At 30.7% G+C, this 26,772-nt stretch carries 35 protein-coding genes; 31 read left to right on the top strand and 4 right to left on the bottom strand.

From position 1 onward, the window contains the following. Positions 1-83 precede the first annotated feature (83 nt). Together JYG23_RS04460 and JYG23_RS04455 are read left to right on the top strand one after the other, a co-directional pair. Positions 84-1,967, top strand: coding sequence for an RHS repeat-associated core domain-containing protein (locus JYG23_RS04460; protein WP_207237346.1), 1,884 nt, complete (start codon positions 84-86; stop codon positions 1,965-1,967). A 14-nt stretch (positions 1,968-1,981) separates the two neighbouring features. Beyond that, on the top strand, positions 1,982-2,353 hold the full coding sequence (locus tag JYG23_RS04455; protein ID WP_207237345.1) for a hypothetical protein: 372 nt from the start codon (positions 1,982-1,984) through the stop codon (positions 2,351-2,353). Position 2,354: 1 nt separating this feature from the next. On the opposite strand, the gene JYG23_RS04450 is transcribed toward JYG23_RS04455, so the two are convergent. Next, positions 2,355-2,789, bottom strand: a complete 435-nt coding sequence (locus JYG23_RS04450; protein ID WP_207237344.1) for an IS3 family transposase — start codon at positions 2,787-2,789, stop codon at positions 2,355-2,357. 74 nt (positions 2,790-2,863) lie between these two features. On the opposite strand from JYG23_RS04450, the gene JYG23_RS04445 reads away from it, so the two are divergent. The 12 genes from JYG23_RS04445 (at position 2,864) to JYG23_RS04390 (ending at position 10,584) form a co-directional block, all read left to right on the top strand. Then, positions 2,864-5,086: an RHS repeat-associated core domain-containing protein gene (locus tag JYG23_RS04445; protein WP_207237343.1), complete on the top strand. Its 2,223-nt coding sequence runs from the start codon at positions 2,864-2,866 to the stop codon at positions 5,084-5,086. Between the two features lie 8 nt (positions 5,087-5,094). After that, positions 5,095-5,286: a DUF4926 domain-containing protein gene (locus JYG23_RS04440; RefSeq protein ID WP_207237342.1), complete on the top strand. Its 192-nt coding sequence runs from the start codon at positions 5,095-5,097 to the stop codon at positions 5,284-5,286. Positions 5,287-5,423: 137 nt separating this feature from the next. Further along, positions 5,424-5,573 carry a hypothetical protein gene (locus JYG23_RS04435; RefSeq protein ID WP_207237341.1) on the top strand — a complete coding sequence of 50 codons (150 nt, stop codon included), beginning with the start codon at positions 5,424-5,426 and terminating at the stop codon, positions 5,571-5,573. 51 nt (positions 5,574-5,624) lie between these two features. Continuing rightward, the gene (locus JYG23_RS04430) at positions 5,625-6,071 is read left to right on the top strand and encodes a DUF4474 domain-containing protein (protein ID WP_207237948.1); all 447 of its coding nucleotides are present in this window, start codon (positions 5,625-5,627) and stop codon (positions 6,069-6,071) included. A gap of 12 nt (positions 6,072-6,083) precedes the next feature. After that, positions 6,084-6,566 (top strand): DUF5104 domain-containing protein, encoded by a 483-nt coding sequence (locus JYG23_RS04425; protein WP_207237340.1) that lies wholly within the window; start codon positions 6,084-6,086, stop codon positions 6,564-6,566. Between the two features lie 96 nt (positions 6,567-6,662). Further along, positions 6,663-7,121 (top strand): DUF2691 family protein, encoded by a 459-nt coding sequence (locus JYG23_RS04420; protein WP_207237339.1) that lies wholly within the window; start codon positions 6,663-6,665, stop codon positions 7,119-7,121. A 155-nt stretch (positions 7,122-7,276) separates the two neighbouring features. Continuing rightward, the gene (locus JYG23_RS04415) at positions 7,277-7,474 is read left to right on the top strand and encodes a hypothetical protein (RefSeq protein WP_207237337.1); all 198 of its coding nucleotides are present in this window, start codon (positions 7,277-7,279) and stop codon (positions 7,472-7,474) included. 21 nt (positions 7,475-7,495) lie between these two features. Next, the gene (locus JYG23_RS04410; RefSeq protein ID WP_207237336.1) at positions 7,496-7,882 is read left to right on the top strand and encodes a DUF5071 domain-containing protein; all 387 of its coding nucleotides are present in this window, start codon (positions 7,496-7,498) and stop codon (positions 7,880-7,882) included. 198 nt (positions 7,883-8,080) lie between these two features. After that, complete coding sequence (locus JYG23_RS04405; protein ID WP_207237335.1) at positions 8,081-8,356, top strand: hypothetical protein; 276 nt, start codon at positions 8,081-8,083, stop codon at positions 8,354-8,356. Further along, complete coding sequence (locus JYG23_RS04400) at positions 8,322-8,837, top strand: hypothetical protein (RefSeq protein WP_207237334.1); 516 nt, start codon at positions 8,322-8,324, stop codon at positions 8,835-8,837. Before JYG23_RS04405 ends, JYG23_RS04400 begins: the two co-directional genes overlap by 35 nt. A 78-nt stretch (positions 8,838-8,915) precedes the next feature. Further along, complete coding sequence (locus JYG23_RS04395) at positions 8,916-9,539, top strand: hypothetical protein (RefSeq protein WP_207237332.1); 624 nt, start codon at positions 8,916-8,918, stop codon at positions 9,537-9,539. Positions 9,540-9,825: 286 nt separating this feature from the next. Continuing rightward, positions 9,826-10,584, top strand: a complete 759-nt coding sequence (locus tag JYG23_RS04390; protein WP_242631631.1) for an RHS repeat-associated core domain-containing protein — start codon at positions 9,826-9,828, stop codon at positions 10,582-10,584. A 127-nt stretch (positions 10,585-10,711) separates the two neighbouring features. On the opposite strand, the gene JYG23_RS04385 is transcribed toward JYG23_RS04390, so the two are convergent. Further along, complete coding sequence (locus tag JYG23_RS04385; RefSeq protein ID WP_207237331.1) at positions 10,712-10,921, bottom strand: hypothetical protein; 210 nt, start codon at positions 10,919-10,921, stop codon at positions 10,712-10,714. 19 nt (positions 10,922-10,940) lie between these two features. Here JYG23_RS04385 and JYG23_RS04380 point away from each other — a divergent pair, with 19 nt between their 5' ends. The 9 genes from JYG23_RS04380 (at position 10,941) to JYG23_RS04340 (ending at position 16,348) form a co-directional block, all read left to right on the top strand. Further along, positions 10,941-11,531: a hypothetical protein gene (locus tag JYG23_RS04380; protein WP_207237329.1), complete on the top strand. Its 591-nt coding sequence runs from the start codon at positions 10,941-10,943 to the stop codon at positions 11,529-11,531. Between the two features lie 13 nt (positions 11,532-11,544). Further along, complete coding sequence (locus tag JYG23_RS04375; RefSeq protein WP_207237328.1) at positions 11,545-11,841, top strand: hypothetical protein; 297 nt, start codon at positions 11,545-11,547, stop codon at positions 11,839-11,841. A 32-nt stretch (positions 11,842-11,873) separates the two neighbouring features. Further along, positions 11,874-12,194 carry a hypothetical protein gene (locus JYG23_RS04370; RefSeq protein WP_207237326.1) on the top strand — a complete coding sequence of 107 codons (321 nt, stop codon included), beginning with the start codon at positions 11,874-11,876 and terminating at the stop codon, positions 12,192-12,194. A gap of 241 nt (positions 12,195-12,435) precedes the next feature. Then, on the top strand, positions 12,436-12,561 hold the full coding sequence (locus JYG23_RS04365; protein WP_207237325.1) for a transposase: 126 nt from the start codon (positions 12,436-12,438) through the stop codon (positions 12,559-12,561). 18 nt (positions 12,562-12,579) lie between these two features. After that, a complete protein-coding gene (locus JYG23_RS04360) occupies positions 12,580-13,011 on the top strand; it encodes a hypothetical protein (protein WP_207237323.1) in 432 nt (143 codons plus the stop codon). A gap of 98 nt (positions 13,012-13,109) precedes the next feature. Then, positions 13,110-14,612: an IS21 family transposase gene (gene istA, locus JYG23_RS04355; RefSeq protein WP_207235127.1), complete on the top strand. Its 1,503-nt coding sequence runs from the start codon at positions 13,110-13,112 to the stop codon at positions 14,610-14,612. After that, entirely contained in the window at positions 14,602-15,327 is a 726-nt protein-coding gene (gene istB, locus JYG23_RS04350; protein ID WP_242631547.1) for an IS21-like element helper ATPase IstB, read from the top strand. Before istA ends, istB begins: the two co-directional genes overlap by 11 nt. Before the next feature lie 25 nt (positions 15,328-15,352). Beyond that, positions 15,353-16,078: a hypothetical protein gene (locus tag JYG23_RS04345; RefSeq protein ID WP_207237322.1), complete on the top strand. Its 726-nt coding sequence runs from the start codon at positions 15,353-15,355 to the stop codon at positions 16,076-16,078. 12 nt (positions 16,079-16,090) lie between these two features. Next, positions 16,091-16,348, top strand: a complete 258-nt coding sequence (locus JYG23_RS04340; protein WP_207237320.1) for a hypothetical protein — start codon at positions 16,091-16,093, stop codon at positions 16,346-16,348. A gap of 119 nt (positions 16,349-16,467) precedes the next feature. On the opposite strand, the gene JYG23_RS04335 is transcribed toward JYG23_RS04340, so the two are convergent. Together JYG23_RS04335 and JYG23_RS04330 are read right to left on the bottom strand one after the other, a co-directional pair. Continuing rightward, positions 16,468-17,817, bottom strand: a complete 1,350-nt coding sequence (locus JYG23_RS04335) for an IS3 family transposase (protein WP_207237319.1) — start codon at positions 17,815-17,817, stop codon at positions 16,468-16,470. Between the two features lie 349 nt (positions 17,818-18,166). Continuing rightward, entirely contained in the window at positions 18,167-18,568 is a 402-nt protein-coding gene (locus JYG23_RS04330) for a transposase family protein (RefSeq protein WP_207237317.1), read from the bottom strand. Positions 18,569-19,137: 569 nt separating this feature from the next. Between JYG23_RS04330 and xerA the strand changes: the two genes are divergently transcribed. The 8 genes from xerA (at position 19,138) to JYG23_RS04290 (ending at position 26,311) form a co-directional block, all read left to right on the top strand. Beyond that, entirely contained in the window at positions 19,138-20,007 is an 870-nt protein-coding gene (gene xerA, locus JYG23_RS04325; RefSeq protein ID WP_371818639.1) for a site-specific tyrosine recombinase/integron integrase, read from the top strand. A gap of 214 nt (positions 20,008-20,221) precedes the next feature. Next, positions 20,222-20,695 carry a hypothetical protein gene (locus JYG23_RS04320; protein WP_207237316.1) on the top strand — a complete coding sequence of 158 codons (474 nt, stop codon included), beginning with the start codon at positions 20,222-20,224 and terminating at the stop codon, positions 20,693-20,695. 331 nt (positions 20,696-21,026) lie between these two features. Then, positions 21,027-21,545: a hypothetical protein gene (locus JYG23_RS04315; RefSeq protein ID WP_207237314.1), complete on the top strand. Its 519-nt coding sequence runs from the start codon at positions 21,027-21,029 to the stop codon at positions 21,543-21,545. Positions 21,546-21,989: 444 nt separating this feature from the next. Further along, entirely contained in the window at positions 21,990-22,490 is a 501-nt protein-coding gene (locus tag JYG23_RS04310) for a hypothetical protein (RefSeq protein WP_207237313.1), read from the top strand. Positions 22,491-22,892: 402 nt separating this feature from the next. Then, a complete protein-coding gene (locus JYG23_RS04305; RefSeq protein WP_207237312.1) occupies positions 22,893-23,522 on the top strand; it encodes a GNAT family N-acetyltransferase in 630 nt (209 codons plus the stop codon). 307 nt (positions 23,523-23,829) lie between these two features. Next, entirely contained in the window at positions 23,830-24,264 is a 435-nt protein-coding gene (locus JYG23_RS04300) for a GNAT family N-acetyltransferase (RefSeq protein ID WP_207237311.1), read from the top strand. Between the two features lie 375 nt (positions 24,265-24,639). After that, entirely contained in the window at positions 24,640-25,347 is a 708-nt protein-coding gene (locus tag JYG23_RS04295) for an HAD-IA family hydrolase (protein ID WP_207235130.1), read from the top strand. Between the two features lie 253 nt (positions 25,348-25,600). Next, a complete protein-coding gene (locus tag JYG23_RS04290) occupies positions 25,601-26,311 on the top strand; it encodes a class I SAM-dependent methyltransferase (protein WP_207237309.1) in 711 nt (236 codons plus the stop codon). The last annotated feature ends 461 nt before the right edge of the window (positions 26,312-26,772 follow it).

The following is a 26,772-nucleotide window of genomic DNA, read 5'->3' as shown; positions in this document are numbered from 1 at the left end:
GAATAGGAAGATTAGTATCAAGAGAAGTAGCAGAATATGACCCTAAATTAGTAGCTGAGTACAATGAAAATGGACTTAAACTAATGGAAGAATTTAAGTCAAATACAAGCAATGACAGTGCTCTAGGCAACTCAAATAACAAAGGAAAGAATAATAACGCTAAGAATAACAAACAAAAAGAGATACCAAAAGGTCTAATAGGCAATGAAAATGCAAAAGCATATGGAGTATACAAAAAATTAGAAAGACAAACAGGACAAGAAGGACCAGAAGGACTAGAGTTGCCTAAAATAGACGTAGAAATAGAAAGATATGACTATATAGGTACATCAAATGTTCAGCATAAAGTATATTCAGAAAAAGGTTCGCCAATGAATGAATACTACTATGCAAATGGAGAAGTAGTAGCACAAAAGATGTTTGGACTAAAAGGAAGAATATCACCATCAAAAGAAGAAACAATAAATACAAATGGTGGGCTAATGTACTATGAATTTGATGGATTATCATCAACAACAGCATTAAGAGATAGACATGGAGACAAGATAGAAGACTATAGATATGATGTATTTGGAAACATACAAACAGGCATAACATCACCATATAACTTAAGAGGCTATACAGGACATCTATATGATGATAAAGCATCGCTTGTATATATGAATGCAAGATGGTATAATCCAAATGTAGGAAGATTTATGACAGAAGACACCTATAGAGGTGATATATCAAATCCACAATCATTAAACCAATATGCATACGCATTAAATAACCCAGTAAACTATGTAGACCCTACAGGACACTTAGCGGTATATACAGAATCAAAGATATTAGCTATGTCAAGGTCAGAAGTGGATAGTGAAATATCAAGTATGAGTAAAATATGGTTTGAGGATTATGATATTTTCAAAGAGACAGGAAAGCATACAGAAAAGCAAAACATAGCACACCAAAATGCTGAGTTGATGAGAAAATTACGACCAAAGACATATTATCTTGCCGATACAAATACTAAATATGGTGATTGGAATGAAGCAATCAAAGATGACAATGGTAGTAGAATAATATATACATATGAACGTACTGTAACAATTACAAAAATTTATAAAAATGATTATGATACAAAAGAAATACCTGGTACTGGAGTAGAAAAATATGATGTAACAGTAACAGCAGCAGAGTTAGCACAAGGAAATCAAGAGGCTATAAAAAGATCAGTAGGAAGTATTGATTTAGAGTGGAATGAGAAAATATATGAAACGGAACCTAACGAATTAGATTTTCTTAACTTGGATGACTTGGATAATTATAAAACTAGAAAAGACAGTGGAGCTACTGTTTTTGAACAATTGAATCCAGAATATGTTACTGAAATTTATGTAGATGAAGAGATTGAAAAAGTAAGTAATGAAATGGATAGTAACAACTGGTTTGTTAAGATTAAAGCATATGGAAAAGCAATATCCATTGTTTGGGAAAATAGATTAAATTATGCTACTAATAGTTATCTTAGTGCAATAAATCCTAGTGATCGAGAAGTAGCAAAAATAGCATTAGATATGTCTTTGGCATATGTTGGTGGAGAAATGCTTGGTGGCTTAATTGATAGTACAAGGTACTTGTTTAAGGGGATGAGTAAAGCTAACTTTGCAAGTGCTGAAAAATTAGCTAGTCATTTTGCTAAACATGGTGACGAGTTCAAAGGTATTTACAAGAATGCGGATGAATTCTTAGAGGGGGCACAAGATGTTATGCAAAATGGTACAAAAGTTTCGTACACATACAAAGATGAAATCAGGACAGGGTATCTAAGATTTATGGGCAACAATAGTAAAGGTGGTGCTAAGTTTGAATTTGTAGGTACCAATAATTTAGGCGAAATTACAACATATCATGTTGAAAGTGGCAAAACGTTCTGGAAGATGTTAAATGGAGAGAATATACAAGTTATTAATCCACTGGATTAGAATGAGGTGAAAAAATGAAACAAACAGCATTATTAACAGGGGTAAGTGAAATTATTGAAGAAGAAGTAGAACTGAGAATTGGAGATGTTGAATTCACAGGTTTTGCTAGTATTATTCCATATCAGCTGGAAGTAGGTAATCATTATGACGTTTTGGTAGGAATAACCATCTTAGATGACTTCAAAATTGCTGAATCAGTAGCTGTAATTAAAGGATTGAAACCATTGAATAGTTCGTTTAAATATTTAATCCGAGGAATACTTAAAGAAGGCGGTATATTGGATGCTGGGGTAGTTTTTCAAGATGAAATATTTGAAGAATATGAGTATTTGATTAACAAATTTGTGGAAGTTGAAGTAGATAGGATAAGTGTGGAGTTCATGTAATTCAGTTGTTTTTATAGGCGTGGTACTCAGTGCTTAGCGAAACCAATACAACAATTACTATAAAGGTTACCCTCGTTAGCCCTGCCTGAAAAATTTTTGAAATTCCTTGTACGCACATCACAGTATAACCATACGAAAGGGGTAGAAAGGTATTATAAACCCTAGAAAAAATAAATACTGAAAACCTAATCCTCAGTTGCCACCGTGTATCTGGGGATTTTTCTGGTTCTTTGTCAATAGTGGAGTGACCCTTTAAAGGTGTACAATTTAGGTTCAAATAATATAATATATTTTTTAAAACTATATTATAAGCATTTCTATATGAAATAGGGGTCATTCCACCTAATTTCTTTTGTGGACAAAAATTTGTATAGTACTCAATATATTCCTCTGTAACATTAATTATATCTTGAGGATATCTTATTTTATTTTTCATTACTTTCACATTTAAATTGACTGAAAAAACTTTCAGCAACAGATTGTCTCAACAATTGCCTTTCAGGTAACTTGATGCTATCAGAATCACCAGAAGAAAAAGTTGAATACACATACAATGGAGCAAATCAGCTAACAGGAACACTAAATGACAATGGTACATATTCATCATATAAATATGATGGAATAGGAAGATTAGTATCAAGAGAAGTAGCAGAATATGACCCTAAATTAGTAGCTGAGTACAATGAAAATGGACTTAAATTAATGGAAGAATTTAAGTCAAATACAAGCAATGACAGTGCTCCAGGCAACTCAAATAATAACGGAAAGAATAATAACGGAAAGAATAACAAAAATGACAAACAAAAAGAAATACCAAAAGGCCTAATAGGCAATGAAAATGCAAAAGCATATGGAGTATACAAAAAATTAGGAGGACAACCAGGACAAGAAGGACCAGAACTGCCAAATTTAAATATAGAAATAGAAAAATATGACTATATAGGTACATCAAATGTTCAACATAAAGTATATTCAGAAAAAGGTTCGCCAATGAATGAATACTACTATGCAAATGGAGAAGTAGTAGCACAAAAGATGTTTGGACTAAAAGGAAGAATATCACCATCAAAAGAAGAAACAATAAATACAAATGGTGGGCTAATGTACTATGAATTTGATGGATTATCATCAACAACAGCATTAAGAGATAGACATGGAGACAAGATAGAAGACTATAGATATGATGTATTTGGAAACATACAAACAGGCATAACATCACCATATAATTTAAGAGGCTATACAGGACATCTATATGATGATAAAGCATCACTTGTATATATGAATGCAAGATGGTATAATCCAAATGTAGGAAGATTTATGACAGAAGACACCTATAGAGGTGATATATTAAATCCACAATCATTAAACCAATATGCATATGCATTAAATAACCCAGTAAACTATGTAGACCCTACAGGACATTTAGCGGTATATACAAAATCAATGATATTAGCTATGTCAAGGTCAGAAGTGAATAGTGAAATATCAAGTATGAGTGACATATGGTTTGAGGATTATGATATTTTCTTAGAAACAGGAAAGCATACAGAAAAGCAAAACATAGCACATCAAAATGCTGAGTTGATGAGAGAGTTACGTCCATATACATATTATCTTGACGATACACATACTGAATATGGTGATTGGAATGAAGCAATCAAAGATGACAATGGTAGTAGAATAATATATACATATGAACGAACTGTAAAAATTACTGAAATTTATAGAAATGATTATAATACAAAAGAAAGAATTGGTACTGGAGTAGAAAAATATGATGTAACAGTAACAGCAGCAGAGTTAGCACAAGGAAATCAAGAGGCTATAAAAAGATCAGTAGGAAGTATTGATTTAGAGTGGAATGAGAAAATATATAAAACGGAACCTGATAAAAGTACAGCTGGGAATAGTTCTAATAACTTAACTGAAGATACTCAAAATCAATTACAGTATTTGATAGAAAATGAATTGATTGAACAATTGACAGAGCAGTATGGTTCGGCAACAGAAGCATATGCATATTTATATATGAAATCTATGGGTATACCACAAGGATATATTAACCAAGCAATGGGAGGCATGCGAAGTGCTATGAGCTGGCAAAAATTTTTCAGCACACCTGTTGGACAATATACTATTAGAGCAACGCCTATTGTGGGGTCTATATTAGATGTATATGAATTAAAAACGAATACAAATTTATTCACTGGTGAGGAATTAAGTGAGCTTGATAGAACACTTACAGAGGGTGGTTTGCTTATATCAGTTATTGTTCCTTGGGCAGATGAAGCGGCAAAAGGTATTAAGTATTTGGTTCATGGAGATACAATACTTGACTATTCTGGAGATGCATTAAGAATTGTAAGTGGTTCTATTGATGATATTACAAAGGGGATGAGTAAAGCTGACGTTGACGTAAGAAAATTCTCTGAGTACATATTCAAGGATGGAGCAGACCATGGTAAAGATGTTGTCTTCAAAAACCTTGGGTATGGTAAAGAACATGCAGATGATTTGGTAAAGTTATACCAAAACCAAGCAGCCAAAAAGTTTGCAAATGGTGATTATACACTTGGTAAATTAGATAACTATGGACAAAGAATAAACATAGAAATCGAACTACCAGGAATAGGTGATGCTACTGGAAGTACAAGTTACCTAAAAACTGGATGGATGATTCTCGAAGACGGTTCAATCAAGTTAAATACACCATTTTCAGGATTCACAAAATAGGAGGGCAAATGAAAGAATATGACAAAGTAAAATTTGTAATGGATAAGTTCTCAGCAGAAGGAGTTTTCGTTGGAACAACAGGATACATCATTGAGGTGTACCCTAATGGTAACTATGAAGTAGAAGTATCAAAAAAAGAAACAGGTGAAACTATAGCTCAGGTGGTTGCATCCAGTAATGAGATTGAAGTCGTTGAGTAAGTCTCACTGCAAAAGATGTAAGTAACTGACAACATAATTTAATCATATGCCCATGGTTTGACATTCATAGTTATGCCATGGGTTTCTTGTTGATAACAAAGATAAATCACACTGCATAATCTAAATTCTGTAGTGAAATGATTACTATAATTTGGTATAATAATAGCAACAGTTTTACATCTAAGGGGACGGGTGATGATGCAACAGATGCATATGGGGCAGCGGCATTATGTATGTTTGAAGATGGAAATGGAGTTTATCATGCAAAGACTAATGCCTGGCAATAAATAGCTGGATACAATGAATTATATGATATTATATTTGATTATTCTACTAGCATGCTTGATGCAGAGTTTCCTTTTACTTCTGGTGATAGGGAATATAAATTTTGGGCATGGAAAGGAGATTATATTAATTTAGGAATGGGTGCAGAATTAGGACTTTATTCTAATAAATCAGTTTTGATGGGCATAATTAATTATACGACACCTTTTGAAGATGACTGGCTCGTAGATACAAGTCTTGCCTTGACTATGTCGATGGAACTGGAAGATAAAGCTGGAAATCCAATTGCGCAATATAGTTCACAAGAGAAGCAGTGGTGGATTACAAGTTTTAATCCAGAAATCAAAGATTTAAAAGCTAGTTACTTGACTGCGACTTATAAGGTATCGTTTGAGAACAAAACAACTTTATTCAATGATTTTGCAAAAGCATATGATGGTATTGATAAGAGATGGGTATTTGATTACGATAATAAGACCGCAACACTTACGTTTAATTAATGGGAGGATAAAATGAAAAAGAAATGTTTTTTAATTATATTGAGTTTAAGTATAATAGTAATGGTGTCGTGTTCGAAGGATGATATAAACCAAGATTCAACTGATATTCCTAGTAACGAACAATTAGCAGACAATACCTTAGAAAAATTACTCAAGGGTATCGTCGATAAAGATGAACAAAGTTTTAAAGACATTTTTTCTAAACAAGTAATGAATGAAGATAAAGATTTTGACATTGAAATGGAATATTTATTCGATTTCTTTAGAGGTGATGTAGTTTCTTGGGAAAAGTACTCTGGACCTATTGTCGATAGAGAAAAAGACCAAGATAAAATAACAATAGAAATAAAATCATTTTATGAAGTTAAAACAAGTGAGGATGATTATGTTGTATTTATTCTAGAGTATACTGAAGACACGGTTAGTCCTGAAAACATTGGTGTATATGCGCTACGAATTGTTAAAGAAGAGGATAGACAGACACAAATGACATAATGGCAAGATATGGTAATACCAGGCATTTACAGACCAGACAACCAAAAAACGGATTAAGTTATTTTAAGTGTAATTAAAAAAACGAGGTGAATATACTTGATTTGCTTAGATATTAAGGTTAAAAATGGATATAGTAATTATTTAAATAAAATTTTTAATGGTATTGATTTGTTTAATTATGTTTGGGAGATAAATGCCGATGATTTTTTATACTCTGAGAATGATAAAATGAAAGGAAACTTTTTTGGAGCAGACGTTTTAAATGCAGAAGAATTTATCAAATGTATATCAAGAGAAAGTTATTATATGATATTTTCTGATATAAAAGCATATCCTCTTGATAAAGAGCGTGTTGAAATAAATACATTAAAAGATTTTTTGGAAAGCAGTTGTGAAATAGTATTTTTATGTACGGATTCGATATATATTGAATTTTATAGCAAGTCCAGAAAGATATTAGATAAGGTATATAATAATTGTAAAGGTAGTAATTTTGAAAAAGTAGAATTCAAGTCTGTTGATGATGTTTTAGGAAGAAGTTTTATTGCTTGGTAAAATGATATCGGAAAGGTGCTTACAGTACTAGCTGTAGATGTTAGAACTGAGTCATTCCATGAAGGTAAGACTCCGTATGCCATATCACTATTAGACATAGCAGGTAATTACATTAAAAATTATGTATTTGATTAACAAGAAAAAATAGGTAAATAATGAGGTGCAAAATGAAAAAAGGAATCATTATACGTTTTTTGCTGATACTTTTAGCCATCTTTCTAGGATGCATATACAATAAAATTAATATTTTTGATGAATCTTCGAATGATATTGACTTTAATGATTCATTATACAAATTTGATGAATTTAGAGATGGGGATTACGTAGTCGATACTACAAGCAATATCGACTAAAGTAAAACCATAGGAGGGTATATGGATTGGATAACAATTATTGATAGACTAAATTGGAACAATGATGAAGATGATATTGCAGCTGCAAAAGTCGAACTGGGTAAAATTTCTGATGAATCATTGCATTTGCTTGTACAACCATTGAGCAAATTTCATTGGGAAAATTCTGCGGAAGTAATAGTTAATATTGGTGTTAACAAATGTATTCCAATTATCAGTGAATTATTAAAATGGCTACAGGACATGAATTGGCCAGGGGCAATTAAAATATATAATATGCTGAAAGAAAGTGAGAGTACAATTGTTGATAACTATATAAAAAAATCTGCAGAGGATGCAAAAAAGGAAGATGATGAAGAGTGGCTAGAGAATATTAATATGCTTATTGAAGAAAGAAATATTAAATAATATTAAGTCACATGATAAGTCAAAAGGTATTGTCTGAATCTATTTAAAAGTGGGTTTTGTTTCATGGTTAAAATTGGCTAACTACAAAATATATTCAAAACTGACAATATAACACCTATAAAAATATCAGCGGGAAGTATTGATTTAGAGTGGAATACAATAGAGGAAGAAAAAGAATTAAAATGTCATCAAAAAAATTTGTATGGTACTGATGCTGTAGTTAAAGAAATAGGTGGTTCAGTACTAAATAATGAACTAGAAGTACATGCTAATAAATTAGATTTGTTACGTTCAACTGTAGGCAAAAATGATGAAAAATATTCGTCAGGTATGTCACAAGGGTTACAATCATTTGAATCTAATATAATAGCACCAAATGTTACATACGATGGATGTTATAATGTTGGTAAAAAAGTTGGAGATGTAATATCATTAGGACTTGGTGCAGCCGAAACATTTTTGGGGGGGTATTAAACTAGGAACTTCAGCATTAGTAGGATTTGGAGGTTCCATTGCCAAATTAACTGGTAGAGAAGCTATTGCCGAGCCCGCAATATCAATTTCAGTAAGTGGACTAGCTTCTGGAGCATTAAGTATTCATGGTGGAAAAAATGTAATGTCCGCCTCTTGGGATAATTTAACTAGTGGTAGTGAGGGGACGGGTAAACTTGCTAACAAGATTTCAAAGAGTGATTTATTTAGCAACTATAAGAAAGTTGAGGATAAATTGAAAACTCTTAAAGACCCTAATGGCAATTATGCAAGAATGGCGAAAGATTTAGGCTATGATGATTTCAACATTGATAGTTGGAAGAAAGGTATTCAAAGTTTCAAATCTGATGGAGTAAGAATTGAGTATCATTTTGTAAAGAACATTGATGATGGTACAGTTATAGGAGAAAAAATATTTAGAGTTATCGATGGTACGCGAGAATATCTCGATATTTTACCATAGAAAGGGGCTGAAATTATTAATTATTACAATGAATTATTAGATAAAGTTGAGTTGTTTCTTAAAGATAAAATTTCCTTAGTGGAAATTGTAAAATGGGCAAATGCTGTTTTTGATGAAATATTTGATTCAAACGAATATGACTTCTTAAAATATAGACTCGCAAATGACATACTTATAGAATTGAAGGATATGGAAGAGGATGTAGAAGACGTATCAAATCTGACAGAAGATGAGAATGTTTATGTAATAGGTATGTTTAATAGATTCTGGAGTCAATTAAAAGGAGATACAAACTATATAGAGACATATAAAGTAGTTCTTAGTGCTGATGATTTTGAGAATGACTTGAAAGAATTGATAAAAGAGTCCTTTGGGTTATTGTCGAAAGAACATGTGCTGTCTTCTGCTTTAGTTGATTCATTCAAGAATAGGATAAGTAAAAATTCTTGTTTGACAAAAAAAGACGTATTGATTCTTGAAATCATGAACAGCATGTTGCTAATCAACGAGAGTTATAAATCAAAAAATAAGGATGTTTTTATCGGCACATTGGGAAAGTCAGTAGAAAGCCATAAACTCAATGATGAAATGACGTATCTTAAAAGGCTTTATTCAGCTTTCAAAGGAGAATGTGAGTTCAGGTTTAGTCTTTCCCTGAAAGCAAACAATATTCTATATACAAATATCTATTTCATTAATTGATAGTTGTCAATAAAAAGGTGATGGAGTAATTGCACTCCATCACCTTTTTATTGGGGCGGAGTACCCAGTGCCTAGTGAAACCAATACCACAACTACTATAAATGTTACCATTGTTAGCCCCACCTGAAAAATATATGAAATTCCATGTACGTACACCAAAATAAGACCGTACAAAAGGATTAAAATTGTATTATAAACCGCATAAAAAACAAATCAAGGAAAATGAAGAAATCCTCAGTTACCACCTTGGGAAAACATAGGGACGGTTTGGAGTGACCCCTTAAAGGTGTACAATTTAGGTACACAACAAAAGATGTTTGGACTAAAAGGAAGAATATCACCATCAAAAGAAGAAACAATAAATACAAATGGCGGGCTAATGTACTATGAATTTGATGGATTATCATCAACAACAGCCTTAAGAGATAGACATGGAGACAAGATAGAAGACTATAGATATGACGTATTTGGAAACATACAAACAGGCATAACATCACCATATAACTTAAGAGGCTATACAGGACATCTATATGATGGTAAAGCATCACTTGTATATATGAATGCAAGATGGTATAATCCAAATGTAGGAAGATTTATGACAGAAGACACCTATAGAGGTGATATATCAAATCCACAATCACTTAACCAATATGCATATGCATTAAACAACCCAGTAAACTATGTAGACCCTACAGGACACTTAGCGGTATATACAGAATCAAAGATATTAGCTATGTCAAGGTCAGAAGTGGATAGTGAAATATCAAGTATGAGTAAAATATGGTTTGAGGATGAAGATGAATTCTTAGAAACAGGAAAGTATACAGAAAAGCAAAACATAGCACATCAAAATGCTGAGTTGATGAGAAAATTACGACCAAAGACATATTATCTTGCCGATACACATACTGAATATGGTGATTGGAATAAAGCAATTAAAGATGACAATGGTAGTAGAATAATATATACATATGAACGTACTATAAAATTACAGAAATTTATAGAAATGATTATAATACAAAAGAAAGAATTGGTACTGGAGTAGAAAAATATGATGAAACGGTAACAGCAGCAGAGTTAGCAAAATCAAATCAAGAGGCTATAAAAATATCAGCAGGAAGTATTGAGATAGAGTGGAATACAATAGAGGAAGAAAAAGAATTAAAATGTCATCAAAAAATTTGGTATGGTGCTGATGCTGTAGTTAAAGAAATAGGTGGTTCAGTACTAAATAATGAACTAGAAGTACATGCTAATAAATTAGATCTGTTACGTTCGATTTTAGGCAATAATGATATAAAATATTCATCTTCTTGGGATGATTTAACTAATGGTAGTGAGGGGACGGGTGAAACTAAACTATCACAAACTGACTCAGACACTATCCTAGCATTGAGGAATTTGTTCGATGATTACAAATCAAAGAACAATCTGTCAGGTATGGATGCAACCATAAGAGCTATACAAGAAATTCAAATGAAAAATGGTATCGATGTGGAAGACTATGCTTTTGCAAGCAGCGATAGAACCACAAGAGTATCAACTGATATAGCACATACTTTTTCTCTTGACGACATACATGATCTTCAAAAACGCGATGATGTTATATGCTTTTTAGGAGGTACTATACCTGCAGTTGGACCTGTTCTTGGGACACTAACTGCATTCGTTATTGATGTAGAACAAAATGGAAAAGCATCTATTGGAAATACTGCAAAAAATATTGGGCTAGGGGCACTTGGTGCAATGGAAACCGGGATAGGGTTAGTAGCTTCCGGTGTAGACACTGGTATCAGTATGAATAAGCCCAAAAATGATACTTACAATAGAGATGGAGTTACTATACAAGCAGGTGATATTTACATTCTATTAAGAACTGAGACGAATCAGGGACTGGATGTTGCTACAATACAAGTATATGTTCGGGATGATAAAATAATTTCATATGACAATATAATAAAATCAAAATGGAAAAAAGACGGTTATAAGTAAAGGAAGGTGTACAATGAACTTTTTGAAAAGATATTCAAAATATAAATGCCCTAATTGCAGCAAGTATACTATATCATATTGGCAAAAAATAAAGTTAGTAGATTACAGATATACATATTTCTGCAACGAATGTGGAGGAACAATAAAGCTGCCACTATGGCATACACTTCTGTATTTATTAGAGATAATTGCTATGATTTATGCAATTGTCAGATTTGACTTAAACAGTTGGCAGGCAATTTTACTTGGGGTGCTAATGCTCTTGTTTATATGGTTTGTTCAACTTCCATTTGTACCGATTAAAGGATAAAAATATTATGATTTAGGGAGTTGATAATTAATATGTCAAATAAGCATAATTACTCAATAACAGGGCTGATTTCATTTGTATTAGGTATATTTAATGTGCTACTTTCAGTCGCAATTTATTTGGCCCTATCTTCGTACTTAAACCACAAGTTTGGAGAAACGTTATTTTTGCAAGTTCAGATACTCAATATCGGAAGTAAAGTAGAATTGATTACAAAACCATTAGGCTTAATATTAGGAATTATTGGACTGTTTCATAAGGAGAAGAATAAATTATTTACAGTTTTAGGAACATTAATAAATGCTGTAGTTTCATTATGGACATTAGCTGTCTTTTCCGGCTTATTTATCTAAAAACTATAGTGGAACATGTAGCGGGTAGAGAGAATAAGAGGCTATTTAAAGAACAAAAAAAGTATGTGGAAAAACATAGGGACGGTTCTTTTAAATTGACAAAATATAAAAACAGTAGTACAGAAAAACTATAATAAAACAATAAAAGATTGAGGTGAAATATGCCAAGACAAGCACGGGTAATAAGTTCTACTGGAATATATCACATAATGATAAGAGGAATAAATAAAAAAAAATATTTATGAGTTCTATATACAAAAATAAAATTCTAGAAATATTAAAAGAAATAAGAGAAGAGCTAGAATTTTGTATAATTGCTTATTGTATTATGGATAATCATATGCATTTGTTGATTAAAATTAGATGAAGATAAATTGCTAACTTGATGAGAGAGTTACGACCATATACATATTATCTTGATACTAAAAATATTGAATATGGTAATTTGGATAAAGCAATTAAAGATGATAATGGTAGTAGAATAATATATACATATGAACGTACTGTAACAATTACAGAAATTTATAAAAATAATTTTGATACAAAAGAAATAATCAGTACTGGAGTAGAAAAATATGATGTAATAGTAACAGCAAAAGAAATAGCACAAGAAAATCAAGAAGCGATAGAAAGTATAGTAGGAAGTGCTGAACTAGAGTGGAATACAATAGAGGAAGATAAAGAATTAAAATGGTATCAAAAAATTTGGTGCGGTACTGGTGATGTATTTAAAGGAATAGGTGATTTAGTAGCAAATAATGAACTAGAAGGACATGCTGTTTATGGCATAATAAAAGTACACAGTATAGCCGCCTAAAAATGCATAGTATAAAATGTTAAAAAAAGACACTTGCTAACAACCAAACAATCCGTTATCGTTATGTTTGATAAGAACTAACGAAGGAGAACGAAAGGATGTTAAAAGTGCCTCAACAAGATTATATCAAATATTTAAGAGAATTTGAAGACCTAAATATTAACCAAATTAAAGAAAAGCTAAATATTAATTGGAGAACAGCAAAAAAATATGCTGATAAAGATAATTGGAATGAGCCAATAAAAAAGAGAACAAAAAAATCACCAGTAATGGAACCATACAAAGAAATAGTTGATACATGGTTAAATGAAGATAAATTAGTACCTAAAAAGCAAAGGCATACAGCGAAAGCAATATATAATAGATTATGTAATGAACATGGATTTAAAGGTGGATATAGAACAGTATGTGCCTATGTAGAAAAAACTAAAGCATTAATGAAAATTGAAAGTTCACCGTCATATGAAAGGCTTGAACATGAACCAGGAGAAGCACAGGTTGATTTTTACACAATGCAAGTTAGTAAGGAAGCAAATTTTGTCGATGTAAAAGTATTGGTATTAAGCTATCCATATAGCAATAATGCTTTTGTACAACCAGTTCCATCAGAAAACCAAGAGTGTTTTTTAGAAGGATTAAAAAAGCTATTTAAGAAATCAGGTGGTGTGCCTCAGTCAATATGGTTTGATAATTTATCAGCAGCAGTAGTAAAAATACAAAAAGGTGATGAAAGAATATTAACCGATAGCTTTTTAAGATTTAAAAGTCATTATGGCTTTAAATCAATATTTTGCAATGCAGCAGCTGGAAATGAAAAAGGAAATGTAGAGAATAAATGTGGATATGTAAGACGAAATTTTTGTGTTCCAATACCAATATTTAAAAGCTTTGAAACATTGGAAAATGAACTTGATAAGAGAACTAAAAAAGATATGCAACGTGTACATTACGCAAAAGATCAAAAGATACATGAATTATGGGAAGAAGATAAAAAGAATTTAAAAAAGTTACCAGATACAGAATATGAAATATATAGATTAGAAAGTAAAACTGTTAATAAATACGGTGAAATCAAGGTAGATAATACAGATATAAAGATATTTGGAGTCAATATAGGTACAAGCCTTCCTGTAAAGGTTACATGGGACAAAATAGATATATTAGACACAAAATATAACATGATTACATCAATACCAAGACCATATACAGATAAAATCCATGAGGTTCCATGGATAGAAGTATTTAAAGGATATAGTAAAAAGCCAAGAAGTGTAATACATTCACAATTTACAAAGATGTTACCAAAAGAACTAAAAGAATATATAAGCATAGAAAATTTAGATGTTCGAAAAGAAAGAATATCAGCCTGTATTAATTGGTTAAATGTATACAATATCAAGGACATATCAGTATGTATAGGACAATATAATCATAACAATAGTATTTCAACGATAACCGCTGCTTTATACGATAATTCTGAACATAGTGGAATTTACAAAAGTGATATAAATGAAAATTACACTCCAAAGGATATAAAAGAATCATCAATAAATTTATGCAAATATAATAAATTATCACATGGAGGTGTAAGTGTTGAATAATGAAGCAATAAAGGATATATGTAAACAGTTAAAAATAGCATATATAGATGATTTAATTGAAACTAGTACAACTAAGCAAAAAGAATATATTTATGAGGTTTTAAATGCTGAAATAGAAGGCAGAAAAAGAGCTAAACTTAGCAAATTATTAAAAACATCAAATATTCCTCAAATTAAAACATTTGAAGGATATAAATTTGACGAAATAATCTTTCCATCAACATGTAACAAAGAAAGATTAATATCATTAGAATGGATAAAAAATAAGGAAAACATAGTTTTAATGGGTAACGTAGGAACTGGTAAAACACATATGGCTACGGCCTTATCAATAGAGGCTTGCAGGAAAGGACTAAATGTACAATTTTTTAGGGTTTCTGAACTCGTTGAAACTTTAGTATATAAATATAATCAGGGTAACATACGTCAATTTAGAAACAGATTGAAGAAAAATGAATTGTTAATTTTAGATGAAGTTGGGTATGTACCATTTGATAAAATAGGATCAGAATTATTGTTTAATGTAATATCAGAATGTTATGAAAAGCAAAGTATAATTGTAACTACAAACCTTGAGTTTGGTCAATGGTCATCGGTTTTTGGAGATACAAAACTTACTGCTGCCTTGATTGATAGACTTGTGCATCATGCGAGCATTGTTTCTTTCCCAGGTGAAAGCAACAGGCTTGCACAAGCACTAACTAATCAAAAATAATATATAAATTTGTAGCAAGTGCACTATGCAAAAAAAAGAAGCTACATTGTGTATTTTTTACTTGCAAAACACACATGCTAATCAATTAGACCAGTTACGTTCAATTGTAGGTAATAATGATGAAAAATATTCATCAGGTATGTCACAAGGGTTACAATCATTTGAATCTAATATAATAGCACCAAATGTTACATATGATGGATGTTATAATGTTGGTAAAAAAATTGGAGATGTAATATCATTTGAACTTGGTGTAGCCGAAACAGTATGGGGAGTTGTTAAAACAGGAGCTTCAGCAGTAGTAAGAGTTGGAGGCTATGCTGCTAAAATAAAGGGTAGAGAAGCTATTGCCGTGCCAGCAATGGAATTTTCAGCAGAATTACTAGCTTCTGGAGTATTAAGTTTTCATGGTGGGAAAAATGTAATGTCCGCTTCTTGGGATAATTTAACTAGTGGTAGTAAGGGGACTAGTAAAGATAATAATTGGGGTAATCAAGATACATTGACTGACCATTATGATAGACCTGGTGGTGATTTTGATGCAACTTCAGAGCAGGATTATGCAAGTCAAGCTAATGACTTCTATAATAATCGTAGAAATTATGATGTGAAAGTAGATTCAAATGGAACTATTAGAGTTTATGATAGTAACACAAATACATTTGGGTCTTACAATTCTAACGGAACAACAAAAACTTTCTATAAACCTGACAAAGGTATTGACTATTGGAATGGTCAACCTGGAAATTAAGGAGGAAATTAAGTGGGCTATACATGCTTAGTTTGTAATTACGATGGACTATTTGAACAACCATACACAAATGGAATTGCATCGGATGAGATTTGTCCATGTTGTGGATTTCAATATGGTTATGATGATTTTGATAAGAAAAACAGCACTTTTGAAGAATGGAGAAATAGGTGGATTGAAGAGGGTTGTAAATGGTATTCTAGAAGTAGGAAAGTTCCTGATAAATGGGATGCTAATGAGCAATTAAATATTTTTAGGAAAACAGAATAGCTATTGATTTAGAAGGACTAACTGCAGAATAAATAGAATTCTAATTACATATAATTAGAAAAACCCATGGAATTGACAAATCCAGTCATTTTATGGGTTTATTTTTGCGGCTCTTTAAATTAACACCATTGTAAAGAACAATTTTTAGACCCCATACTTAATAAATCATGTAGCTTTTTTATTGGAGTTATATTATTTAGTGATAGTTGGGGTCTTTCATTATTATAATAATTAATATATACATTAATATAGTTCTTTAATTCTGTAAAGCTTTGTAAACTATTGATGCTTATTTCTTGTTTTAAAGTTCCAAAAAAAGATTCTATAGGTGCGTTATCCCAGCAATTAGCCCTTCTTGACATCGATTGGATAAGTCCCAGTTCTTTAATTTTATTTTGATATTTGGATGTTGTATACTGTGAACCTTGATCAGAGTGTATAATAATATTATTTTTACTAGTATTAAATACTGAATCTAACTCTAAGTTATTAATGGTATTAAGTACAATATTTAAGTCTAGATTTTCACTAATATCATAAGAGATAATTTCATTAGTTTCAGCATCTTTAATAACAGATAAATATGCTCTTTTTTTATGATTATTATAGAATAAGTAAGTAATATCAGTTAAGAGCACATTTCTTGGTATTCCAGTCTTGAAACGTCTTTTAAGTATATTTTGAATAACATGAGATTCTTGTCGTTTTAAATTCATCTTCCTATGAGCATTAGCTTTACGAATTTGAGATTTCATTCCGTTTTCTCTCATGATTTTTTGAATTTTATTTAGACTCATTACTGTATTATACATATTGAGAAGCAGTGCTTTTACACAGCGAGAACCTTTTTTAAATCCTTTATAAGCAAAGACTTTCTTTATTAAATTAACATCTTTTATGTACGCTAAAGAGCGTTTTTTTCTGTTTAGAGTAGACTTGTTACAAAAATAATTGTAGTATCCAGAACGAGATACATTCGCTAAAGAGCATAATGTACTAATTGATATATGTTTTTTTTCGCTAATTAATTTAATTAATTTGAATTTTTGACTTTTAATATATCTCTCTAATTTCACCTCACTTTCTATTTTTTCTAACTTTTTTATATAAGCTAATTCATCTTTTACTTGTTTTAATTCCTTTTTTAAATGTGCTATTTGCATATCCTTTGATATATTAGTTCTAGCTTTATAATTGGATTTTGTTTTTTCAAAAGTGCTAAATCCATTCATTTTATATTGCTTTTTCCATATTTTTATTTGCTCAGTAGGTCTAGTACCTAAGTATGATATATCAAAACCACATTCAGTAAATGTTTGTTTAGCAGTATAGCCTTCCATACTTAGTAGAATAGCTTTTTTCTTTAAATCATTACTATAATGTATTTTATTTTCATCAGCAGAAATAACATATTTATTCTTTTTAAGCTCTGTTATATGAAAAACATTTAATTTTGATCTATTATTCATAATAACCTCCGATTTAGTACTATACATATATTTTATCTTGGGGTATATATATTGTCCATAATTATATATTCAGTTTACTTTGTCAATAGTTGGGGTTAGAATTGAATAAATTCTTGTTTTGACAAGGTAAAGGGCTATTTTAATGTTCAATAATAAAGTAAGTAATTTAGGGCACACAAAAAATAGCTACATGTTAGTTATAGTTAAAATATTTAGTTAAAGCAGTGCAAAATACGATTTATAAATCTATTTTGTTGTTGTCTAGTGTATTTAGTAAAATAGTTAATTAAATGAGATTGGCATCTGTCAGGTAAAATGTCAATTACCTTTTTTTTTACCATTAACATAGCTATAGTCTCATAACAGAAGATATAGAAACATTGGCATTCATAGCAATCTCTTTCATAGATTTAGTTTTCTTAAGTTCAGTACATATGTAAAAAGCTAATATATTAGTTATTCTATGATATTTAGGTAAAAAGTCGTAAGATTCATAAAATCTTTTGCCACAGGAGCAAACATATCTACGTTTATGAAGAATAATATTAACATTTTTAAATTGAATAGGTAAATCTTTAATAACTTGATTACGATAATCATGAATTCTAGGAGTTTTAGCACCACAGCAAGGACAAATATGATTCTTAGGTTTAGTTTCTATGTAAATCTCAATTAACGAATTAAAATTTTTAATATTTTTTATTTTTACTCCTTTTAAATTTAATAAATTATTGGTAGAATTAGATAGCACTTATATCAAAACCCCTTTCTGTTTGGTCTAGTCAACTAACATTATAGCAGTTTTGAATCATAAGTGCCTTTTTTTGTAAAAAATAGGCGTTGAGGTTATTGCTATGGCTAGGTTTATAGGTCTTGTTGTAGTTAGTTTTTTAGTATTGTTGTAGATAGTCCTTGTGGTCTTGATATAACTAGTCTTTGCAAGAATTTATATGTTATCCTTTGGTGTCTTTTAAACAGGTAAGAATAATTTTCTTTCTTCAGCTATGCTTTGCATTGAGAATTGTAACTGCAGCCCCACTCGCATAAGCCAAATACGTGAGATAAGTTTTTAAGCAAGACTAATTGGCTTAAAACGAAAAACTATTGCATAATTTGTATTAAAATGTTACAATAATCCCAAATATATACAAAATAATCATATATATATTGTTTTGAGTGTTGATATGAAGATGTTTTGCCAGAAGAGGGTGAACGGCTAAAATTAAAGTTTAGATATGATGAAAAATAGTACAAGTTGTTAGGAATATTAAAGGTAGAAAATATAATCCATATGATAGAACGTGGACTGTACCTAATAATATTATTAACCGCAATTTAATTAATAATGAGTTTGATGTATGTGTAGACTCTTTTGATCAATTACTGTCAATAAAGGGATATAGTAATTCAACTAAAAAAGCGTATAAAGCTCACATAAAAAGATTTAAGGAGCACTTAAAAAAAGATCTTAATGAAGTATCAGTAAATGATATTAAGAATTATATGTATTATTTAATGAATATTAAGGACAATTCAAACTCATATACTACTCAAGCATATAGTGCAATAAAGCTGTACTGTAATTATATATTGAATAAGAACATTGAATTTAACAACTTTCCAAGACCTAAAACTGTAAAACCATTACCTAAAGTATTAAGTGAAGAAGATGTAACTAAAATATTAAATTCGGTTACAAATCAAAAACATAGAACTATATTATATGTAGTATATTCTAGTGGTTTAAGAGTAAGCGAAGTGGTTAGTCTTAAAGTTTCAGATATAGATAGCAACAGAATGACTATATTTGTAAAAGATAGTAAAGGTAATAAAGATAGATATACAATTTTAGCACAGGAAACATTAAATGAACTTAGAAGATATTTTAAGTTATACAGACCTAAAGATTGGCTTTTTCCAGGTGCAGATAAATCTGAGCATCTATCAGTTCGCTCAGTCCAAAAAATATTTAAAAAAGCTTGTGTAAAAGCTAATATAAATAAAAATGTAGGAATTTATTCATTAAGACATTCTTTTGCAACTCATTTACTAGAATATGGTACAGATATACGATACATACAAGAATTACTAGGACATTCTAGTACAAAAACAACTCAAATATACACTCACGTAACAAATAAGGACCTAAAGAAAATAGTAAGTCCGATAGACAGAATAGCAAAGAAATAAGTATAAAAAATAAGGATAAAAAATAAGTATAAAAATATATAAATTACGAAACTTTCATACGTAATAAACATAATATGAACCACTTTAGCGAACCGTTGGTTCGTGAAAGTAGTAGTTATATGCAATTGAAAACTCATACCAGAGTATTTCTATGAGGATATACTAAATTTATAGAATAAAAATGTAGTATGCAAAACGAAAGGAGATGTTTAGATTGAAAAGAATGAAATATGTATTATACATTTTGTTGATAAGTGTATTAGTTACTGGTTGTAGTGTAATTGATAAAGAAATTAAAATAGAAAGTATAGCTAACCATAAAGGAATTAAAGAAGATTTAGAGTATGGAAACATAAAGATGGAATTTGAATTATTAGATGGTGAAGATATAAGAAGTTTTGTAGTTAAAAAGAATAAATCGTATCAATTTGATATTGAATATATTATTACAGAAGGTACATTAACATTAGAATTTAGAGATTCTAAAAACAATAAGCTAGAAGAAATAGTAATAACGGAAGGAGAATATAAGAGCGAACTTGAAAAACTAAAGAAAGAAAATCCAGAGTCAGGGAATACTCAAATATATACTTTTGGAACTACCTTAAACTTAAAAAGTAGTGATAACCAGATGAAAATTGTTTTAAAAGGGGAAAACGCTAAAGGCAAAATTAATATAAAATGGTAAAAAACATATAAAAGGATTTGATTAAAGCTGCTGAAAGTTTTTTAGTGTGAGTTTTCAACTACATATAACAATATGTTCACGCTTCGGGTGCTAGAGGGAACGTCAGCTGGATAGCTAGTCAAAGTAGACAAGCCAGCAAGGGGAAAGTCAGCACCACATTCCCCAGCTAACCGAGTCGGCGCCCTGCAACCCAAGATAGGAGTTATCTAGGGTCGCAGAACACCTGTAACGCTGGGAAACGTCGTGAACACAAGACCGTTAGATGAAAGACTAATGTAATTTCAGAGTGTATTTTTATGTGCGAATTAAATAAATTTCAAAGGAGAAAACTGTGGGAGATAATATTTTTGATAAAAAAGAATTAGCAGATTTATCTTATAAAGTAGATATAACATCAGGTGTACATGAAAAAATTGAAGAATTAAGTAAAAGAGCACATCCGATTGCTCAAGAAGCTTATGAAAATCGTAAAAAAATGAAAGATGCACTTGAACAGACAGCAATCAATACTGCTGAAACTAACACTCGATTACAAAAAGTTGTAGAAAATCAAAATGCATATATTGATTTATTAAAGGAACAGTTAACAACGCAGCAACAACAACTTGAAAATAATGAAAAACAGTTAACTATACTTAAGAATATTTTTGCATCTGGAGAAGATGGAGTAGCAGTAGAAAAGGAAATCATGAAACTTATTAAATCGCAAATTGATTCAAATCATCCACTGTGGGATTATGTTAAAGATAAAGGCGGTGATATTGCTGTAACTGGATTAATATATGGAAGTCCTATTATTTACGGTGCTATTAAGACCTATTTAGCAACAAAAGGACTAATATTACCATAACATATATTTTGAATAATAAAACTTTAAATAGATTGTTTACTTTGTACGAGAAATTTCTCATTATAGTGCAAGTTATATAATAATAAAGTAAAATTTAATTGATAGTCAAGTAGCTTACATTAGTCCTACATCTAACAACATGTTCACGCTTCGGGTCATAGGAAGAAAGTCAAGAGGGCAAGTCAGACCACCTCCCTTCGCCGGGTGTGACCACCGCCAAGACAGAAAGTCAGATAGGTCCAGTTCAGCGACGTTGTGAACACAAGACCGTTAGATAAAAGACTAATGTAATTTCAAAGTATATTTTTAGAGATGAATTAAATATAGTATAGAGTGTTTCAAATTCTTATTAATTTAGTAAATATTGTTATACAATTGGCAGAATGGTAAACGGGAATTCTAGAGGATTATAAAATAAAAAGAAGGTTATATGTCATGTTTAATATGCCAAAATATGTTTTAAAACAAAAAAGACTAAGTAAAACAAAGACAGTCGTTATATTTAGGAGAAACTATCTTGATATTAAGAATTTTAAAAAAGAGGATGGTAGATGGATATTTGAAGAAAAATTTAATCATTACGGAGTCAAATGCCATCTTAAAATTATCATTCACAGTGAGGATATCTTTTCTATGTTTAAGGTAGATACAAAGGCTATGAAAATAAAAGGAAATCATAAATGTTTTGGTGTATTTATCAGATTGCCAAGGCAAGACCCCCCATTTATAGAAAAAAACAGGTTTGGTTGTGCAGAATTTGTTCTGAGTTGTTCTGGAAAAAAACTTGCATATGATAATGGTAAAGGCATAGTAAATGCGAGAACTAAAAAACCCTATGAATATTGTATTACTTATTCCAGTAGCAAAACTCCTGCTAAAGTGCCAAGCACAGTATCGTGGAATGCTTCCCACCCATTTCAAGGAGGAAGTGTTTCTCCAAAGTAATGAAAAGAATTTTTTCTATAAATCTCAGTTTGCATAATAGATAATGAGTATAATATTAAGTTGTTAAAATAAATTATGACAGATAGTCATGAAGTTTACATTAGTCCAACATCTAACAATATGTTACAGCTACGGGTGCCAGAGGGAACGTCAGCTGGATGAGCTAGACAAAATAGACAAGCCAGCTAGGGGAGAGTCAGGCACCACATTCCTCAGCTAACCGAGTCGGTGTCCTAGCACCTAAGATAAGAGCTATCTAAGGTGCTAGAACACCTGTAACGCTGAGAAACGTCAGTAACAAAGGGACGTTAGATGAAAGGATAATATCATTTCAGAGTAAGTTTAAAAGAATCATTCGTATGAGATACATTATATAAAAAAACTGTAGGGAGAATAAAATATATGATCGATATTGAAATGTACATAAAAAATCCTTGTAGAGAATCAGCATTACCATATTGGAAAGAGAAAGATATAAAATTGCCAGTAAACATGAAAGTTTTACATGAGGAAGATTTTGATGATATTTTTTTAGAGAATTATAACGATGTTCCATACTTTAGATTATTACATTCAATGGATATTATTAATAATGAATTAATAGATGGATATTACATAAAGACAGCTACAATAGATGATATAACAATTATTGTAGATATAATAAATAAATCATATTTAGATATATCGGTAACAAAAGAGCAAATTTATTCATATACACATACTCAAGTGTACAATAAAGATTTATGGATTTTAGTTTATGATAAAGAGACAAATGAGGTAGTAGGTTGCGGTATAGCAGATGTTGATAATGAAATACAAGAAGGAATATTAGAATGGATACAAGTATTACCTCAATATAGGAATAAAGGAATTGGAAAATTTATAGTAAATGAATTACTCAGGAGAATGAGAAATATTGCAAAATTTGTTACAGTATCTGGACAAGTTGAGAATAAAACGAATCCTGAAGGATTGTATAGAAAATGTGGTTTTAAAGGAAAAGATATTTGGCATGTAATGCAAAGAAAATAAATAGAAAGTAAATTTAAAGAAATCATGTACAATATATTGTGAAATAAATTTAAGGAAACTTACATGGGAGTGATATTATCCCAACATCTAACAACATGTTCACGCAAGGGTGCTTGTGATGTGACGTCAAGAGGAAAGTCAGCACCACATCCCTTCACTGGGAACGGAGTTCCGACAAGGGGGTCTATCTAAGGAGTCCAGTTCAGGGACGTCGTGAACGTAGAGCCGTTATGTGAAAGAATAATATCATTACAGAGCTTTGTTATTGTGTCATAATAAAAAAAGAGTATTAATACGAGGTGGAAACATGAATTATAGGTTAATGGAAGAATCAGATGTAGATAAAGTTATTAATCTTTATATTGAGTACTATAATAACATTGAAGATAGTTGTTGGACATATGAAACTGTATATAAACGTATTCATCCAATTTTAAGTAGAGATTATTCATATTGTATGGTTTTAGAGGATAATAATTCACTTATAGGTTTTGCAGTAGGGTATTTTGAACAGTATGATGATTTATTTGCTTATAGTTTGGATGAAATAGTAATTGATTATGCTTATCAAAGGAAGGGATTAGGTACAGATTTTATGCTTGAATTAGAAAGACAAGTAAAAAATAAAGGTGCATCGATGATCCAATTAAAGGCAGTAGATGATGTTATTCATGAACAATTTTATGGTAAATTACAGTATAAAAATACACATGGATTTATATCAAAGGCAAAGTGGTTATAATTAATTTTAATTGTATTCATAAACAGTAAAAACAATAATGAAAAACTATTAAAATAAAAATTTATAAAAAGTTGAAGTTAGTAATAAAGCTGATATTATTCCTACATATAACAACATGTTCCCGCTTCGGGTCTTGTGGGAACGTCAGCGAGTAGAAGCGTCAGGGAAGAAAGTCACGCAGAGGGCAAGTCAGACCACATCCCTTCACCGGGTGTGACCACCGCCAGGACGGTCTAGTAATATAGGTCCGGTTCAGTGACGTCGTGAACACAAGACCGTTATAGGAAATATCCATTATTGTAGTGTTATTTTTGGGGTCTTTTTAAGAAATTGTTTGAATATTTTTAATATAGATATAATGAAGGGGAAAATAAAATGAGTATTAAAGGTATTTTGATTGATTCTGGTAGAGTGTTAAATGGACCAAGAACTGGTCATTGGTTTATTACACCAAATTTTTTTAGTAAGGTAGATAAAAAAATATTTAATCAATTAACAAAAAAAGTAAATAAAGCTTTTTCAAAAGCTGGGGATTATATGTCTAAGCAGTTACTAATAAAAACAGAAGAAGATGAATATTATCATTTCCTTAAATATTATAAAATTTTCTTTGAAAATTTACCAGAACTTAATTTGAATAATGAAGATATAGAATATATAGCAAAGGATTTAGTATATAACTATGACAAATATCAATTTTTTGATGATGTTTACGATGTTTTACCAATTTTAAATAATAAATATAGATTAGCAGTAGTATCGGATGCATGGCCATCATTAGAGAATGTTTATATTAAAGCGGGGTTCAGAGACTACTTTTCATCTTTTGTTATATCATCTTTGATAGGAGTAACTAAACCAAATCAATTAATGTATGAAACTGCATTAAATGAATTAAATATATTACCAGAAGAAGCTATTTTTGTTGATGACAGCATTACAAATTGTGATGGAGCAAAAAAATTGGGAATTAAAACTTACCTTATATGTAGAGAATTAAGGGATTATATATATCATAAACTTACATGTAGAGACCATATTGTAGTAAGAAATTTACATAGTATTTTAAAAAAGTATAAATAATTAATATTTAAAGTAGATGTTATGCAGTCAACGGAAACTCCCTATAACAACGTGTTCACGCAAGGATCTTAGTAGGAACGTTCAAGTGGGAAAGTCGGACCACATCCCTTCACCGGGTGCGAGCACCGCCAAGATTGTCTAGCTATGGTGTCCGGTTCAGTGACGTCGTGAACACAAGACCGTTATAGGAAATGATGATATCGGGGTAATTCGTGGATGATCTACAGAAAAGAATTATAAAGGAGAAAAAAGCATGGATATTGGAAAGTATACACTTAATGCTAAAAAATATATAAAATATCGTACTGAATATCCAAAAGAACTTATAGATTATTTATATAAAAGTGTTGGATTAAGTAAAAAGTCAATTATTGCAGATATAGGTTCAGGTACAGGGAAGTTAAGTAAACATTTATTGTTAAGTGGAAGTTATGTGTGTTGTGTTGAACCAAATGATGATATGAGAAGAGTTGCCGAAATAGACTTATCAAAATTTTCTAATTTTATGTCTATAAATGGTACAGCGGAAAACACAACATTGCAAGATTCAAGTGTAGATTTCATAACAGTTGGAACTGCTTTTCACTGGTTTGACATGGAGAAATTTAGAAAAGAATGTTGCAGAATATTAAAACCAAACGGAAAAGTGATTTTAGTCTGGATAAGTAGACCAGTAAATAGAAAAGAAAGCTTTGAAATTAATTATAATGGGTTAAGTGGCGGAAAAGAAGAAGAACCAGAATTGATTTCATCTTTTTTCAAAAATAAAAAATATGAATATAAAATTTTCGAAGAAAAATCAGTATATGACAAAGATACTTTTATTGGACGAGCATTATCTACATTTGATAAGTTAGCTGATGCAAAATATGTTGATGAACTTTCAACTTTATTTGATAATCATAAGGTAAATGAAACTGTTACAATTAATCTTTATACCAGATGTATCATAGGTGAGGTGTAAATAGTACAAGTATTATTTGTAAAGTTTTATAGCTTATAAAAATTCATCACTCCCTATAACAACGTGTTCACACAAGGGTGCTTAGAGGAACGTTGATAGGGTAAGTCAGCACCACATTTCATCATCCAGAGGAAAAAGCCACTGCAGGTCTGATGATAGAACGTCGTGAACACAAGACCGTTATATAACATTTTTCCATCCATTTAAAATATTGAAGGTACGAACTCAAATGTACTGTAGGTTAGGGGCAGGATAACACGAACCCTTAATTTTACGTACTATATTGGGAATAGGTTATCATTATATATACACAACGTGATTAGGTTTTTTGCTAAAAAGTGAAGTTAACGGGTCGTGGATGGAAAAACATCAAATAACAATGTGTTCCCGTTCATTCGGGTAGGGTTGGTTCGATACTATAACAACTCTAGGGCGTGCCCTCATACATTCCTATTCATGTA

It is taken from the genome of Sedimentibacter sp. zth1 (genome assembly GCF_017352195.1).
GTDB lineage: Bacteria > Bacillota > Clostridia > Tissierellales > Sedimentibacteraceae > UBA1535.
Note: the sequence above shows the minus strand (reverse complement) of the source record. Positions and strands in the feature narration are given on the sequence as shown.